Source organism: Mycobacterium sp. TH-M11, from assembly GCF_057473725.1.
The window spans coordinates 1-15,290 of the sequence record NZ_JBYCLD010000200.1 but is presented as its reverse complement, the minus strand read 5'-3'; the positions used below and the strand labels follow the sequence as shown (position 1 = coordinate 15,290).

Here is a 15,290-nt window from a genome sequence, read left to right as displayed (position 1 = left end):
CAGGTTGGACAGGGCGACAGCCAGAGTTGTGACGACGGGAGTAACAGCCGCAATTCTTTTTCTCGCCCGCATCTGCCAGTAGTGCCCGGCGAGCGGCTGCGCCAGCAACTGGCCGTTCAACCGCGAGTGACGCCGAGTCCGTCAGCCAATGCTCGTCGTCCACTGTCCGCGGGTAGATCGCGGGCCCCAGCGCCGGGGTCGAACATGGCACCGTTGGCATGCCCGACCAACGAGTACGATGCCATGGTTTCCACTGAGGCGACTTCTACTTCGTGAACTTCCTGGCCGTCGTCGCGTCGGGTGTGTGGATAAGCGCTCGGTGGACCGTGCAGACCTGTGGCGCATGATTAGGTGCTAGCCGCCGAAGTCGATGACTCCTCGGATGTTGCGCCCTTCACGCAGATCTACAAACGCCTCGTTGATCTGGTCGAGCCGGTAGTGCCGGGTGACCAATTCGTCGAGTTTCAAGGCGCCAGCCTGATATAGCGACAGCAACATCGGTACGCTCGTGCGCGGATTCATCCCGCCATAAAGCGCTCCCCTGAGCTGCTTCGCCGAAAGTGTCATTTCCTGCAAGACCATCGGAACTGGCGGCTCGGTGAAAGGCGTTATCCCGGTGAGCACGCACACGCCCCCCTTGCGAAGCAACGCCATCGCCAGTGGAATCAAGTCCACGTGCACAACGCCGGGACTGAGGATGACCCGGTCGGCCATGAGGCCGGCCGTGATGTCTGCGACCAGAGGCAACGCTTCGGTCGCTGACGCGGCGCTATGTGTGGCACCGAAGAATTTAGCCGAATCCCGCTTGGATTCGACCGGGTCGACCGCGACGACATATCTGGCGCCGACGGCACGAGCTCCTTGCACGGCATTCATCCCGACGCCACCGGCACCGACGACGACCACGGTGTCGCCCGGCTCGGTCTCTGCCGACACCGTCGCCGAGCCCCAACCGGTACTGACCCCGCAAGACACCAACGACGCCGCATGGAACGGAATCGCTTCGTCGATCTTGATGACGGACTTCTCCGACAGCACCGCGTATTCGGCGAAAGTGCCGAGTTGCCCATAGGCCAAGAGGTTTTCGTCGCCGAGATGCCGTCGGCATGTGCCGTCGGTCGGCATCTCTCGGACGAAGAGACTCGCGCCGATGTCACAAATGTAGCTTTGGCCGTTGACGCAGAACCGGCAGTGGCCGCACGCCGGGATGAACGACAGCGCCACGTGGTCGCCCGGTTGCACAGCTGTCACCCCCGGCCCGACTTCTGCGACGACTCCGGCGCCCTCGTGACCACCGAGGAGCGGAAACCAATCCGGTGCCTGCTGCCCGCTAGCGGCCAGCACCTCGGGGGTCGGCACTACGTCACCGGTGTACAGATGGTCATCGGAGTGGCAGATTCCGGCAACGGCCATCCGCACCAAGACCTCGCCGGTGCGCGGGGGATCAAGGACGATCTCGCGGATCTCCCAATCCTCGCCGACCCCGCGAATCACTGCGGCACGACATTTCATGACAACCTCCCGTGTGGCACTCCCGGTTGCGTGGAGTGCCGGCCAATCGCGCAGCAGCAATACCTGCCCGGCCTGCTGTTGATGTTGCTCGTACTCATCAGCTGAGCCAAAAGCGTTGCCATCAAAGCGTTCTCAATCGTTGCGAACCACGCAAACTAGTGCGTCGTCGCCTCCGGCGCATAACCCAAGATGCTCTTGACTTCCAGATACTCATGAAACCCGAACTCACTCCATTCTCGACCATTGCCGCTGCGCTTATAGCCGCCGAATGGCGCATTCAAGTCGAATGCGTGATTGATCGTCACCCATCCTGCCCGGATCCGACGGGCAATCGCACGCGCCATGTCGAGGTCGGCTCCGGACACAAATCCGGCGAGTCCGTACTCGGTGTCGTTGGCGATGGAAACGGCATCGTCGATGTCGTCGTAGCCGAGAATGCACAGCACCGGCCCGAATATCTCTTCGCGTGCAATCGTCATGTCGTTGGTGACATCAGCAAAGACGGTTGGTTTGACGTAGTAACCGCGGTCCAGACCGGCCGGCCGGCCGGGGCCACCCACAACTACGGTCGCTCCCTCGTCGACACCCTTCTGCAGCAGCCGCTGAACCTTGTCGTACTGCGCCTTGGAGGCGACCGGCCCAATGGTCGTCCCTGCGTCAGGGTGGCCGACAGTGACCTGCTCGGCCGCTCCTCGCGCTATCGAGATCGCTTCGGCCATACGGGACTTCGGGACCAGCATGCGAGTCGGCGCGTTACAGCTCTGCCCGGAGTTCGGCATCATGTTGGCCACGCCGGCGCTGACGGACTCGGCGAAGCCGCTGTCGTCAAGGACGATGTTGGGGCTCTTCCCGCCGAGTTCTTGGGTCACCCGCTTCACCGTCGGGGCGGCAAGCTTGGCCACCTCGACGCCGGCCCGGGTGGAACCGGTGAAGGACACCATGTCGACGTCGGGATGGCTCGCCAAGGCCACGCCGACACCCGCGCCGTCGCCGTTGACCAAGTTGAACACCCCAGCCGGCACACCAGCGGCATCCAGGATCTCAGCAAAGATGTAGGGCGAATACGGAGCCACCTCAGAGGGTTTCAGGATGACGGTGCAGCCGGTCGCCAGCGCCGGGTAGACCTTGACCGCGACCTGATTGATCGGCCAGTTCCAGGGGGTGATCAACCCGCACACACCAATGGGCTCCTTGACGATCAGGCTTTCCCCTTTGTGTTCTTCGAACGGGAAATTCTTCAGCACCTCGATGGCCGTGTCCAGGTGTGCGATCCCGAGGTACACCTGCGGCCCGGCAGCCAGCGAAGCCGGAGCGCCGATTTCCTCGGTGACCGCCTCGGCCAGATCGTCGGAACGCTTCTGGTATTCGGCGAGGATGGCCTGCAGCAGATCCAGCCGCTGTTCGCGCGTGCTCTGTGACCAGTCGTGGAAAGCGCGTCGGGCAGCATCGACCGCCACGTCCACATCGGCCGCCGATCCGAGCGAGATTTTCCCGGAAACCTGTTCAGTCGCCGGGTTTTCCACGTCAAAGGGGTTCGTGCGTACCGGGTCGACCCACTGCCCGTCGATATAAAACTTCAGATAGTCGCGCATCAGATCATCCTTACTGACCAGGTGTCCTTACTGAGTGCCTTCGGCGTACCAGGTGCGGAATTCTTTGTATTTGGGCATCTCCTCGGAGTTGGCTTTCGGGTCGATGCACACGTGGACGACGGCGGTCTTGCCGCTCGCGTAGGCCCGCCGGATTGCCGGACCGATCTCGTCCTCCTTCTCGACGTACTCACCGTGGCAGCCGAAGCCTTCGGCGACCTTGTCGAGGCGGACGTCCTTGCTCCAATGCACGCCGGGTTGCGACGACGGCTGGGGGAAGGTGCGCTTGTAGACGCCCACCTCCAGGCCCCATTGGTGGTCGACACCCACTACGCATACCAGCGGAAGTGACAAGCGCGCAGCGGTTTCCAGTTCCGCGACATGGAAGAGAAACGCCGAGTCGCTGGTCAATAGCATCACCGGCCGCTTGGCGCCGTCGGCGACTGATGCTCCGACCGCGTACGGGAGGCCGGTACCAAGATGCCCGAAGTTCTGATTCCAGATCACGTCATGGGGCTTGGCCTGCGAGTACGTCCACTGGAAAATGACGGTCGCACCACCGTCGCGGACCATGATGCCGTCCTTCGGGAATGCCTTGGTGGCCTCGACGACGAACCGCGCGGGATGTACCGGTGTCCGGCCCGTCGGCGCGTTCTCGGCGAGTTGCGCCAACTCCGCAGCGTCGTCGGAGATCCAGCGGTCGAGGTCGTCCGATGCCTTTCTCGGATTGTCACGCAGCGCTGCCACGAGCTGAGGTACCACCCCGCGTAGATCACCGACCAGCGGCACGTCGATGGGGCGGTTGACGCCGATGGCCACCGGATCCTGTTCGACCAGAACCCATTTGCGCTTGGCATCGTTTTCGGCCCAGTGCCGGGTCTTGCCGTAGTGGCTCGGCTCGCCGAGTTCCGTGCCGAGGGCAACGCACAGGTCCGACTTCGCCACTGCCTCCACGGCCGCCGGGGAGAATCCGTAGGCGAAGGTGCGATCCTCGAGACCGTCGATGAAAGACGTGCCGCCGGAGGTTTGGATGACCGGGCACTGCATGAGGTCGGCCAGCTGTTTGACCGCCGCACCTGTGCGCGAAGTGTGAACCGCATGCCCCACCAACAGGATTGGGCTCTCTGCCGCACGGATCAGCTCGGCCGCTTCGGACACCTCGCGCTCACCCGCGGTCTGGTTCACCAGCCGGTACCGATGGGGCGGCAAGGGATCCGCTACGTCGAGCTCGGAGAGGATGACGTGCGACGGGTACTCGATGTAGGCCGGACCGGGCGTGCCAGACATGGCCCGCCGGATCGCCTCGTGGATGATCTCGTCTGTTTGGTCGGCGTACTCGATGGATGCGCTGTATTTGACCGAAGCCGCGAAAAGCGGTTCCTGGCGGACGAATTGGATACGTCCGCGTCGCACCCGGCGCTCGGTGACGCGGGCGCGCTGGCCGCCGAGAAAGATCACCGGCGAGTTCTCTACGAGGGCGCACTGTATCGCTCCGGCGATGTTGGCCATGCCGGGGCCGAGGGTACCGATGCACAGGCCCGGCTTGCCCGTCATCCGGGACACTGCCTCGGCCATGAATCCTGCGCTCAGTTCGTGGTGCGGTGCGACGACTGACCAGCCGCGCGCGTCGGCCTCGGCGAACATGTGCACGAAGTTCGGGTCCGGGATTCCGAACAGCGTGTTCACCCCCTCGACCTCAAAGAGGTCCAGGATACGTTTGTAGACAGGGACACCCACGCGGCAAACTCCTTCTCTCGCAACCATTTTCGTTGGGTACTTGCTATCCCGAACCGGACGTCGGATTCATGTCGAGAGCCAGGCCGAGCTCGCTGAGGACTGCGGCGGTATCGGCACCGAGCTCCGGCGCCGGACCAGCGACGCGCCCCGGTGTTCGCGAGAACCACGTCGGCACCCCGGGGAAGCGCACCGGTCCATGTGGTGTCTCCACCGTCTCGAACAACCCGACGGCATTCAGGTGGGGGTCGTCGAACAGCGAGCCGGGTGTATTCAACGGCGCGGCCGGTATTTCGAGTTCGCGCAGCAGCGTCAGCCACTCGGCAGTCGACCGCTCCTTCATCGTCTCGGCAAGCAAGCCATAGACCGTGTCGATTTCCCGGGCGCGCTGCTCCAATGTGAAAAATCGCTCATCGGCCCACGGCGGTTGCACGGCCTTCGTGAAAGCGTTCCAGTGCTTGTCGTTGTAGATCAGCGCCGCGATGTAGCCGTCGCTGGTGCGGTACGGCCGGCGGTTGGGCGCCACAGTTCGCGGATAGATCGCCGGTCCCAGGGGCGGACTGAACAGCGCGCCGTTAGCGTGTTCGACCAGAACGAACGAGGCCATCGTCTCGAACATGGCGACCTCGACTTCTTGCCCGTAACCCGTACGCTCGCGATGGAACAACGCCATCATCGTTGCGTAGAGCGCTGTCAGCCCCGCGACCTTGTCCGCCATGATGGTTCCGACGTAATCGGCCTGACCGGTTAGCTGCTCCTGCACCGACGGCAGACCGCATTCGGCTTGAATAGTGTCGTCGTAGGCGGGGCGGTCGTGATCCGGCCCGCGCCGGCCGTACCCGTAGCAGTTGGTGTAGACCACTGCAGGGTTGATCGCCGCAACGTCGCTGTAGCCAAAACCGAGTTTGGCAATTGCCTTGGCGCGCATCGAGTGGATGAAGACATCAGCGGACTCGATCAAAGCCCTCAACGCATGTGTCCCCGCGTCGGTCTGCAGGTCCAGGACGACGCTGCGCTTACCGCGGTTCACATTGACGAAGACACCGCTCATGCCCGGCACTGGACCGACCGAGATGTAACGGGTGTTATCTCCTTGGGGCGGTTCGACTTTGATGACATCGGCACCCATGTCGGCCATGATTTGCGTGCAATACGGTCCCATCACCATCGCAGTGAGATCGATTACCCGCACACCGGCCATCGGGCCTGTTCGGCTAGCCACGAAGAGCCCCTCGCTCGTTCGCGGCGTGAGCCATGTCGAAGCTGTACCGGATGTGCTCGTTGTGCCCATCGGGGACCACCGGAAAGACGACCGGCGCATCCATGCTTCTGATGGCATCGAGATGGTTACCGATGTCCTCGACCGTCCACGAAGTTCGGCACACTCCCTGGCTCTCTGCGATCACAGCCCGAGCGACTCTACCCGCGAGGGCGATAAACGACTCACCGGTCACCGAGCAGGATTCATGTGCCAGCCAACCCACTACGGGCGCAACGAGATCCACGCCCATCGATGGATAGGAAGAGGTGTCGATTCCTTCCGCCATACGCGTCACCGCGGCTGGGACGATCACGTTGCAGCGCACACCGTCGGCGGCCCCCTCGAGGGCAGCGACATTCGACAACCCGATCACGCCGGCCTTGGCGGCCGCGTAATTGGCCACGTTGTGGTTGCCGTACAGACCGCCGATCGATGACGTCAGCACTATGCGGCCGTAGCCCGCGTCACACATGAGCGGAAACGCCGGCCGAACGACGTTGAATGCGCCGCGCAGATGCACGTCGAGCACAGCGTCGAAGTCTTCGTAACTCATCTCCTTCAGCGAGCCGCGACGGACGTTGCCCGCGTTGTGAATCAGGATGTCGATTTTCGCGTAAGACTCGAGGGCGGTCGCGATGATCGCCTCCCCACCTTCACGGGTCGCAACCGAATGACGACATGCGACCGCCTCGCCTCCGGCAGCGGTGATTTCGCGGACCACTAGCTCGGCGGGTGCCGCGTCTGTCCCGCTGCCGTCGAGGGCTCCGCCGACATCGTTGACGACCACCTTCGCCCCGCGGGCGGCGAGCAACTCAGCGTAGGCGCGACCCAAACCGCGGCCGGCTCCAGTCACTACGGCTACGCGGTCGTCGAACCGCATATGCCGGGCCAGGTTTTCGTTCAAGTGCCGACCACCAGGCCTTCCAGATCGCCCTTGTCGCGCCACACCCGCAACAATTCTTCGAAGGCGTAGAAACCTGGACCATAAGGTTCACCTAGGTGCGACCGGATTCCCTCGCCGCCGCCACCGCCTTCGTTGTTGTAATAGCCGGGCGTGCACTGGGCGTCGAAGGCCGAATTGTCGACTGCGGTTTCTCGTATCGTTGCGCACCACTGCTTCTGCGCTTCTTCGCTGGGTTCCACCGTGGTGGCACCCCGTTTCAGAGTCTCGGCGATGACATAGGCGATGTGCTCGCCCTGCAACTCGTAGTTGGCAGCGATGTTGGCGGAGATGCCGACCTGGGTGAACCCGGTGAAGAACTGGTTCGGGAAACCGCACGTGGTCAAGCCGTGCAACGTGCGGTAACCGTGGGCCCAGTGCTCGTACAGCGACCGCCCGTCACGTCCCTCGATGGCGTCGATCGAGTAGCGGCGGCTGAGCTCGGTCGTGATCTCGAAGCCGCTCGCGTAGATGATGCAATCGACCTCGTACTCCTGACCGTTGGCCACTACCCCGGTCGAGGTGATGCGCTCCACGCCTTTACCCTCCGATACGTCCACCAGCGTGACGTTGGGCCGGTTGAAGGCCGGAAGGTACTCGTCGTTGGACAGCGGTCGCTTGCACAGGAAGCGGTAGTACGGTTTGAGCGCCTCAGCGGTCTCCTTGTCGTCGACGATGTCGGCGATGCGGTTCCGCAGCCGCTCCATGATCTTGTAGTCCTCCTCCTCACGGATGGCCATGAACTGCTCGGGCGTCAGCGCGGCGGGATCGTCCAGCTCGAGCACGCGGGCGGCGGTGTTGCGACCCAACTCGGTCCAGAAGTCGCAGACCAGGTCCGGCTGTCCCAGTGCCATGCCCTCGAATGTCCATTGGTGGAAGTTGCGCTGCCGCTCCCGCTGCCAGCCCGGCTTGAGGGTCCTGACCCATCCTGGATCGGTGGGCGCGTTGTGCCGCGCGTCGACCGACGACGGGGTGCGCTGGAACACGTAGAGATGCTGTGCGTCCTTGGCCAGGTATGGCGTGACTTGAATTGCCGTGGCACCGGTTCCGATAATCGCGACCTTCTTGTCGGCGAGCTTGTCCATGCCGCCGCTGACATCCCCGCCGGTGTAGGCGTAGTCCCACCGCGACGAATGGAACGCATGTCCGGTGAAATCCTGTATTCCCGGGACACCGGGAAGCTTCGGTCGATGAAACGGGCCCGATGCCATCACCACGAAGCGGGCACGTATGTCGTCGCCGCGGTCGGTGGCTATCTTCCAGCGCTGAATCTTTTCATCCCACTTGAGGGTTCGCACCTGGGTGGACAGTATCGCCTTGTCGTATAGATCGAAGCGCTTGCCGATGTTGCGGCAATGCTCCCAGATCTCGGCTCCACCGGCGAACTTCTTGCTCGGCATGAAATCGAGTTCTTCGAGCATCGGGATGTAGCAGTACGACTCGTTGTCGCACTGGATTCCCGGATAGCGGTTCCAGTACCAGACACCGCCGAAATCGCCGCCGACCTCCATGATGCGAACATCCTCCACGCCGGCCTTTTTCAGGTTCACCGCCGACAGCAGTCCGCCGAAACCGCCACCGAGCACCACAACGTCGGTATCGATGTCCAGCGGTGCCCGCTCCACGCGCGGCGTGTACGGGTCGACCTCGTAGTAGCCGGCGAAGTCGTCGGAGAGTTCGATGTACTGCTTGCTGCCCTCGGGGCGCAGCCGCTTGGCTCGCTCGGCGGCGTACTTCTTCCGCAGGGCGGGGATGTCGACATCGGTCGGCGTATCGGTGCGGGCGCACGTCGTGATTTGAACTCCGTGCTGTTCGGCCTCGGCTTCCGAAATCGTCACTGCTCTCCTACAGCTCGCGGCGCGCCGGTCCCCATGTACTTCGACAATTGCGTATGCAGGTTGACGGTGCTGCGTTCCATATAGGGGTTGGGCTTGGTTCTTTTGAAGCCAAGCGATTTCATTCCTTGCTGTACGGCAGCCATGTTCGAGAAGTCCTGCGGGAAGACCGTGCGCCAGCCGGGATCGTCGGCCACGAGGTATTCCCACTCGGTTTGCGGCTCTTGCCCTTCAGGGTAGAGCTCGTAGCACGAGGCTTCGAAGATGCAGCTGTTCGGATCGTAGCCGTTGGGCCGGGCGCTGTAACACAGCGCAGTCGTAAGTCCCTGCCCTATCTGAAAATTGGGGAAAATCTGCCAGGCAGTGCCGCTCTTTGCCAGGTGTTCGGGATCGATGGTCGGCCACATCACGCCGCGGGCGGCATCGTCACTGCGGGCCGCGGCCAGCCAATGACTGAGCACCTGGTCGGGCGGGGTGCCTTCGGGCAGTTCGTCGGCAAGCCGCTTCGCGGCCTCCACCAGCGTTGTGGTGGTAGTCGCGTTGGTCTCTTCGAGCGTGTATATCTGCATTTCCGCGGTCGAGATGCGGGGGTCACCGGTGCCGAGGCGAATCTTGGACTTGGTCTCGGACAGGTCTTTCGGCGCGTCGTAACCGATGTTGCTGTGCTTGCCCTGCGCATTGGCCCAGCCGCGGAACGTGCCGAATTTGTTGAACTGCGGATGCGTGGTGGCGACGTGGTAGGTCTCGTTGAACGCCTCGACCGCGACCTTCCAATTACATTGGAAAGTGAGCCATTTACGCCATTTCACCCGCATGTTCTGCAGCCCGAATGGGTCGAGCATGGTGGCGGCGGGTTCGAGATAGTCGCGTAGCGGCTCACAGTCGGGATCCAGGTTGACGAAGATCCATCCGCCCCAGGTGTCCACGCGCACCGGCGCCAGGTGGGTGTTCTCCGCCGTCAGCGAGTCCTGCCAGTCCTGCCGTTCCGGGATGTGAGTACAGTCGCCGTCCAAGCCGTAGGTCCAGCCATGGAATCCGCAGACAAACGATTTCTTTTGTCCGCAAGCATTTTTGGCGCCGTCCGGCACGTCGACCAGGCGACGCCCACGGTGTACGCAGACGTTGTGGTGCGCCTTCAACGAGTCAGGGCCGGTGCGGACCACGACGACGGAGTCGTCGAGGATGTCATAGGTCAGGAAGCTGCCGGTCTTCGGCAGATCCTCGACGCGCCCGACCTGCTGCCAGACCTTGCGCCACAGCTTGTCCCGTTCGGCGCGAGCATAGTCCTGAGACAAATACGCCTCGACGCCTATGGTCACCGGCTCCGAAAGTAGTTCCGGCGCTTCGACTTGGGTGTCGGTCATCACGGTCTCCTTATCGCTTCTCGGAAGGAGTCGTCCTTGAGGAAGAGCGAGGTGTTGTCGGCGTCAAGGTGGGTCCATTTGAGGTTTAGACCGCCATCGACCAACAGGGTCTGACCGGTGATGTAGCTGGACATGTCGGACAGCAGGAACAGGATCGCGCCGGCGATTTCTTCTGGCCGGCCGCGTCGGCCCATCGCAATCGCCTTGCGATCTCGATCGGCGTCGTCGTCGACGTAGGTGAGCGAGGCCGGGGTAGCGGTGACCCCGGGTGCAACGGCGTTCACCCGAATCTCGTCGAGGGCGAGTTCGACGGCCATGGTGCGGGTCATTGCCGCGATGGCCGCCTTGGCGGTGCCGTAGGCGATGTGGAACGGCGCGGTGTTCATCCCGCTGATCGACGAGATCGACACGATCGAGCCGGGGCGGTTACGCGCCTTCAACTCCGCGGCCACTGCCTGGCTCATGAAGAACGCGGTCTCCAGGTTCGCGGTGAACAGGTCGCGCCAGTCACTGCGCGTCACCCGGGTCGACGGCATCCAGGTCTGCGGGCCGGCTCCGCCCGCCACGTTGACCAATCCGTGCAACTGACCGTCGGCGTTGAGGGCCTGTTCGAGGGTCGCCGCCACACCGTCCTCGGTCGCGACGTCGGCGGCCAGGGGAACGATAGACAACCCCCGGTCGATCATCGGGGCGATGTGGTGGTCGAGGTTGTCCTTGCCCCGGCTGACCGCGATCACCGTGGCACCGGCCTCGGCGACCATGCGGGCGACGGTGGTACCGATGCCGCCACCGGCCGCGCCGGCCACCACGACCACGCGACCCCGCAGACCGAGCGGGTTATCGACCACTGATACAGAACCCTTTGTCCGGACAAAATAGCACCATACGCATAATTGAGAATATGATTCTCTGCGAACAGTTCAGCGTCAAGTGGCCCTGATCGGACATCTTCTAACTCTTGTCTGGACCACACTCGGTTGCTAACGTCACCGGCCGGAGGTCATCGTCGATGTTGTTGCAGGAAGACCGCTCCGGCACCGGAGTGTCACCGGCCGTCGCCAAAGGATGGCAGCTGGAGCGACTTACCGCGCCCAGCAGGCTGTTCGGCGCCAACGGGCTGCGCACCGGCCCCGACGGCAGGATCTACATCGCCCAGGTCACCGGGAGCCAAATCAGCGCACTCGACCTCGGCACCGGTCGACTGGAGACCGTCAGCGCCAGGGGCGGCGACATCATTGCGCCCGACGACGTGGCGTTCGGTCCGCGCGGTGATCTCTTTGCCACCGAGGTGATGGACGGCCGGGTCAGTGTGCGCGGCACCGATGGCCGTACCCGGGTGCTGCGGGCCGATGTCCCTTCGGCCAACGGCATTGCCGTGCATCAGGGCAGGCTGTTTATCAACGAATGTCGCGAGGGCGGAAGGATTCTCGAACTCGACCTGGACGGCGGGGAGCCGCGGGTGTTGCTGGACAACGTGCCGTCGCCCAACGCGATGGAAGTCGGGCCGGACGGATTGCTGTACTTCCCGGTGATGGGCGCCAATGAAATTTGGCGTATCGGCCTCGACGGCGGCGCGCCGGAAACGGTCGCCACCGGGCTGGGCGTACCCGACTCGGTGAAATTCGACTCGCGCGGCCAGATCGTCTCGACACAGGTACACAGTGGTCAGGTGTTGCGCATCGATCCACGGACCGGCGCGCAGACGGTGCTGGCCAATCTCAGCCCCGGACTGGACAATTGCACGTTTGTCGGTGACCGATTGTTTGTCTCCAACTTCACCGGCGAGATCGTCGAAATCCTCGACGGAACAACCGAAGTCACGCTAGCCGCTGGGTTGAACTGGCCGCTGGATCTGGCTGTGGGCAGCGACGGACAACTCTATATCGCCGACGGCACCTACTTCTACGTAATGCGACCCGACCACACCTTGCACACCGTGGGAATGCTGTTCAGTCCGGGTTACCCCGGGTTCCTGCGCGGACTGGTCCCGTCCGGTCCAGGTGAATTCGTGGTCACCACCTCCGGCGGTCAGGTGTCGCGCTACTGGCCGTGCCGCGGCGAAAGTGTGGTTATAGCCGACGGATTCGATCAGCTCTACGGGCTGGCGATCGCCGCCGACGGAACTATAGCGGCCGCCGAGCTCGGGACCGGACGGGTGGTCGCGATCCGGGGTGGGCGGGTCGAGGTGATCGCGTCCGGGTTGGTCGACCCGATCGGCGTCGCCGTCGCGCCCGACGGCGGCTGGCTGGTGTCGGAGGCCGGCGCCGGCCGGGTGGTCCGGCTCACCCACTCCGGTGCCCAAACCCTGGCAGACGGATTCGATTGTCCGCAAGGCATTCTGGTCGACGGACGGCGGCTGTATGTGGTCGACGCGGGCGCCAAAGCACTGATCGCCGTCGACGAAGACGGCACCCGGCACACCGTCGCCGCTGGGCTGCCGCTCGGCGCCGCACCGGGGGTGGTTCCCAAGCCGCTGAAGGGAATGCCACCGTTTTCCGGACCGCAAGGACCGTTCGCCGGCATTGCCGCCGGGCCAGACGGCACGCTGTATCTGTCCGCCGATGCCGACGGCAGCGTCCTGGCATTTCGTCGACGGGGCCGCGATGGCTGACGCCGGCGACCACCGTTACCTGCAGGTCGCCCGGGCGCTGCGCAAGGAGATCGTCGACGGCGTCTACCCGGTCGGGTCGCAGCTGCCCACTGAACACCAACTGTGCGAACGCTTTTCGGTAAGCCGGTACACCGTCCGAGAAGCACTGCGCCGACTGCGGGATGACAACCTGGTCGCGTCGCGGCCGCGGTCGGGAACTCTCGTGGTGCCGCGGCCGTCCTCGGACGCCTACGTCCAAGATGTCGTCTCGATCAACGACCTGTTGGCCTTCGCTACCGGTGCGCAATTCGCGATCGAGTCCACCGGCATGACGACAGTCGATGATGAACTGGCCGCCCGGACAGGCTTGGCGGTCAGCGAGGAGTGGCTGGCTGTCAACGGCTTTCGCCGCATCGACGGCGCGGAGTTCCCAGTCTGCCGAACCGAGTACTACATCAACCGGGCATTCGCCGGGGTGGGCAGGCTGCTGCCGCGTCACAGCGGTCCGATATTTCCTCTGATCGAGGACATTTTCGGCGTGAGCATCGTCGAGGTCCGTCAGGAGATCGCCGCGGTGCTGATTTCGCCGCTGCTGGCCGAGCAACTCAGCATCGAGGCCGGCAGCCCCGCACTCGAAGTACGGCGCACCTATGCGACTTCGGACGGCCAAGTCGCCCAGTTGACCATCAACACGCATCCGGCATCGCGTTTCCGTCACTCGATGACGATGCGACGAGTCCGCGGTTAATCTCACATGCGGCGATGTCGAACACCAAACTGATCGGTGGACGCGCGGTCCGCTGGGATGACGAGCGGGCCGCGCACGCCTATGCGCGCGGCTGGTGGGTGCGTGACACGTTGGCCGATGCCCTCGCCGTCGCCGCGCGCCAGACACCGCGGCGCGTGGCACTGGTCGACGGCGAACACCGCATCGACTTCCTGACGCTGCACCAGCAGGCGACGGCACTGGCCGCGGCGATGCTGGAGCGCATGCCGGTCGGCAGCGTGGTGTCGTTGATGCTGCCCAATTGGCATGAGGCGGCGGTGATCTATCTCGCGGCGACGCTCGCCGGAATGGTGGTCAACCCCATCCTGCCGTCACTGCGGGATCGTGAAGTGGAATTTATCCTCAACGACGCCGACACCCGGATGATCTTCGTGCCGTCGGTGTTCGGTCGCCACGATTACGCGGCGATGCTAACGCGGGTGACGGCTCAGTTGGCGGACCCGCCCGAGGTTGTCGTGGTCCGCGAGGGCTCGCCGCTACCCGAGGCACACCCCGGCGAGCTGCCCGCGCTGGATCCCGATGCGGTGCGCATGATCCTCTACACCTCGGGAACCACTGACCGACCCAAAGGCGTTCTGCACAGCCACAACTCGATGCACGCGCTGATCATGCAGCTACGTGACCACTGGGGCATACAGCCCGGTGACCGGTTCCTGGTGCCATCGCCGATCGCCCACATCGGCGGTTCCATCTACGCGTTCGAATGCCCTTTGCTGCTCGGCACCTCAGCGGTTCTGATGGACCGCTGGGACGCCGATACCGCGGTCGAGCTCATCCGAGCCGAAGGTTGCACGCACATCGCCGGGGCGACGCCGTTCCTGGAGCAATTGCTGGCGGCAGCCGAGAGCGCCGGAACCCGGTTGCCGGAGCTGACGCTATTCGTCTGCGGCGGTGCATCGGTGGCGCCGTCGTTGATCCGCAAGGCCGCCGACTACTTCGAACGCGCCGTCGTCACCCGCGTGTACGGGTCGACCGAAGTGCCGGTGACCACGGTCGGTGCGCCGGAGGACCCCGACCACGCCGCAGACACCGACGGACGGCCCGGCTTCGCGCAGATCGCCCTGCGCGGCGACGCCGGTGAAATTCATGCCCGCGGCCCGCAGATGCTGGTCGGCTATCTGCACGGTGCAGACGAAGCCGGATCATTCGACACGCAAGGCTATTTCCGCACCGGTGATCTGGCCCGCTGGGTCGACGGCGACTACCTTGTCGTGACCGGCCGGGCCAAAGACCTCATCATCCGCAACGGCGAAAACATCGCGCCGAAAGAGATCGAGGATATTCTGGTCAACCATCCAGGTGTCGCGGACATCGCCATCGTCGGCCTCCCCGACGCCCGCACCGGCGAACGGGCCTGCGCCGTCGTCGTTCCCAACGAACAGCACCGGCCCGATGTCGACAGCCTGCGCGCCTATCTGCAGGCACAGGGCGTCGCTGTCTTCAAAGCACCCGAACAGGTCGTCATCTGGAATGCACTGCCGCGCAACGACGCCGGCAAGGTGCTCAAACACCAGATCCAGGCGGCCCTGACAACGACGGACGGATGACATGCAGGTAGCGATAGTGACCGGGGCGACCGGCGGAATCGGATTCGGCTGTGCGGCAAAGCTTGCCGCGGCGGGGATGGCCGTACTGGCCACCGGTCGCAATGAGCAGCGGCTCGCCGAAGTGGCAGCGG

General features: G+C 63.9%; 12 protein-coding genes and 1 pseudogene. 4 read left to right on the top strand and 9 right to left on the bottom strand.

The features are described from left to right. Positions 1–160 precede the first annotated feature (160 nt). The 9 genes and pseudogenes from AC2VOG_RS08845 to AC2VOG_RS08805 form a co-directional block, all read right to left on the bottom strand. Positions 161–338 (bottom strand): annotated as a pseudogene (locus tag AC2VOG_RS08845) (CoA transferase); the annotation flags it as partial. 16 nt (positions 339–354) lie between these two features. Next, positions 355–1,512, bottom strand: coding sequence for an NDMA-dependent alcohol dehydrogenase (locus AC2VOG_RS08840; protein WP_486939535.1), 1,158 nt, complete (start codon positions 1,510–1,512; stop codon positions 355–357). Positions 1,513–1,667: 155 nt separating this feature from the next. Then, positions 1,668–3,104: an aldehyde dehydrogenase family protein gene (locus AC2VOG_RS08835; RefSeq protein WP_486939534.1), complete on the bottom strand. Its 1,437-nt coding sequence runs from the start codon at positions 3,102–3,104 to the stop codon at positions 1,668–1,670. Between the two features lie 27 nt (positions 3,105–3,131). Continuing rightward, entirely contained in the window at positions 3,132–4,838 is a 1,707-nt protein-coding gene (locus tag AC2VOG_RS08830) for a thiamine pyrophosphate-binding protein (protein WP_486939533.1), read from the bottom strand. Between the two features lie 43 nt (positions 4,839–4,881). Then, on the bottom strand, positions 4,882–6,036 hold the full coding sequence (locus tag AC2VOG_RS08825) for a CaiB/BaiF CoA transferase family protein (RefSeq protein WP_486939538.1): 1,155 nt from the start codon (positions 6,034–6,036) through the stop codon (positions 4,882–4,884). Between the two features lie 13 nt (positions 6,037–6,049). Continuing rightward, positions 6,050–6,976 carry an SDR family NAD(P)-dependent oxidoreductase gene (locus tag AC2VOG_RS08820; protein WP_486939537.1) on the bottom strand — a complete coding sequence of 309 codons (927 nt, stop codon included), beginning with the start codon at positions 6,974–6,976 and terminating at the stop codon, positions 6,050–6,052. Between the two features lie 20 nt (positions 6,977–6,996). Further along, a complete protein-coding gene (locus tag AC2VOG_RS08815; RefSeq protein WP_486939532.1) occupies positions 6,997–8,874 on the bottom strand; it encodes a flavin-containing monooxygenase in 1,878 nt (625 codons plus the stop codon). Then, the gene (locus tag AC2VOG_RS08810) at positions 8,871–10,235 is read right to left on the bottom strand and encodes an aromatic ring-hydroxylating oxygenase subunit alpha (protein WP_486939531.1); all 1,365 of its coding nucleotides are present in this window, start codon (positions 10,233–10,235) and stop codon (positions 8,871–8,873) included. Before AC2VOG_RS08810 ends, AC2VOG_RS08815 begins: the two co-directional genes overlap by 4 nt. Continuing rightward, positions 10,235–11,083 carry an SDR family NAD(P)-dependent oxidoreductase gene (locus AC2VOG_RS08805; protein WP_486939530.1) on the bottom strand — a complete coding sequence of 283 codons (849 nt, stop codon included), beginning with the start codon at positions 11,081–11,083 and terminating at the stop codon, positions 10,235–10,237. Before AC2VOG_RS08805 ends, AC2VOG_RS08810 begins: the two co-directional genes overlap by 1 nt. A gap of 161 nt (positions 11,084–11,244) precedes the next feature. On the opposite strand from AC2VOG_RS08805, the gene AC2VOG_RS08800 reads away from it, so the two are divergent. The 4 genes from AC2VOG_RS08800 to AC2VOG_RS08785 all read left to right on the top strand — a co-directional run. Next, positions 11,245–12,846 carry an SMP-30/gluconolactonase/LRE family protein gene (locus tag AC2VOG_RS08800; protein ID WP_486939529.1) on the top strand — a complete coding sequence of 534 codons (1,602 nt, stop codon included), beginning with the start codon at positions 11,245–11,247 and terminating at the stop codon, positions 12,844–12,846. After that, a complete protein-coding gene (locus AC2VOG_RS08795; protein ID WP_486939528.1) occupies positions 12,839–13,573 on the top strand; it encodes a GntR family transcriptional regulator in 735 nt (244 codons plus the stop codon). The genes AC2VOG_RS08800 and AC2VOG_RS08795 overlap by 8 nt, the downstream gene beginning before the upstream one ends. 14 nt (positions 13,574–13,587) lie before the next feature. After that, positions 13,588–15,159 carry an AMP-binding protein gene (locus AC2VOG_RS08790; protein ID WP_486939527.1) on the top strand — a complete coding sequence of 524 codons (1,572 nt, stop codon included), beginning with the start codon at positions 13,588–13,590 and terminating at the stop codon, positions 15,157–15,159. 1 nt (position 15,160) lies between these two features. After that, positions 15,161–15,290, top strand: a 130-nt coding sequence (locus AC2VOG_RS08785) for an SDR family NAD(P)-dependent oxidoreductase (RefSeq protein WP_486939536.1), incomplete at its 3' end; no start/stop codon positions are given.

Coding starts and splice junctions, on each gene's coding strand:
- AC2VOG_RS08840 (WP_486939535.1), bottom strand. CDS start 1,512: ATGAAATGTCGTGCCGCAGTGATTCGCGGGGTCGGCGAGGATTGGGAG.
- AC2VOG_RS08835 (WP_486939534.1), bottom strand. CDS start 3,104: ATGCGCGACTATCTGAAGTTTTATATCGACGGGCAGTGGGTCGACCCG.
- AC2VOG_RS08825 (WP_486939538.1), bottom strand. CDS start 6,036: ATGGCCGGTGTGCGGGTAATCGATCTCACTGCGATGGTGATGGGACCG.
- AC2VOG_RS08820 (WP_486939537.1), bottom strand. CDS start 6,976: ATGCGGTTCGACGACCGCGTAGCCGTAGTGACTGGAGCCGGCCGCGGT.
- AC2VOG_RS08810 (WP_486939531.1), bottom strand. CDS start 10,235: ATGACCGACACCCAAGTCGAAGCGCCGGAACTACTTTCGGAGCCGGTG.
- AC2VOG_RS08800 (WP_486939529.1), top strand. CDS start 11,245: ATGTTGTTGCAGGAAGACCGCTCCGGCACCGGAGTGTCACCGGCCGTC.
- AC2VOG_RS08795 (WP_486939528.1), top strand. CDS start 12,839: ATGGCTGACGCCGGCGACCACCGTTACCTGCAGGTCGCCCGGGCGCTG.
- AC2VOG_RS08790 (WP_486939527.1), top strand. CDS start 13,588: ATGTCGAACACCAAACTGATCGGTGGACGCGCGGTCCGCTGGGATGAC.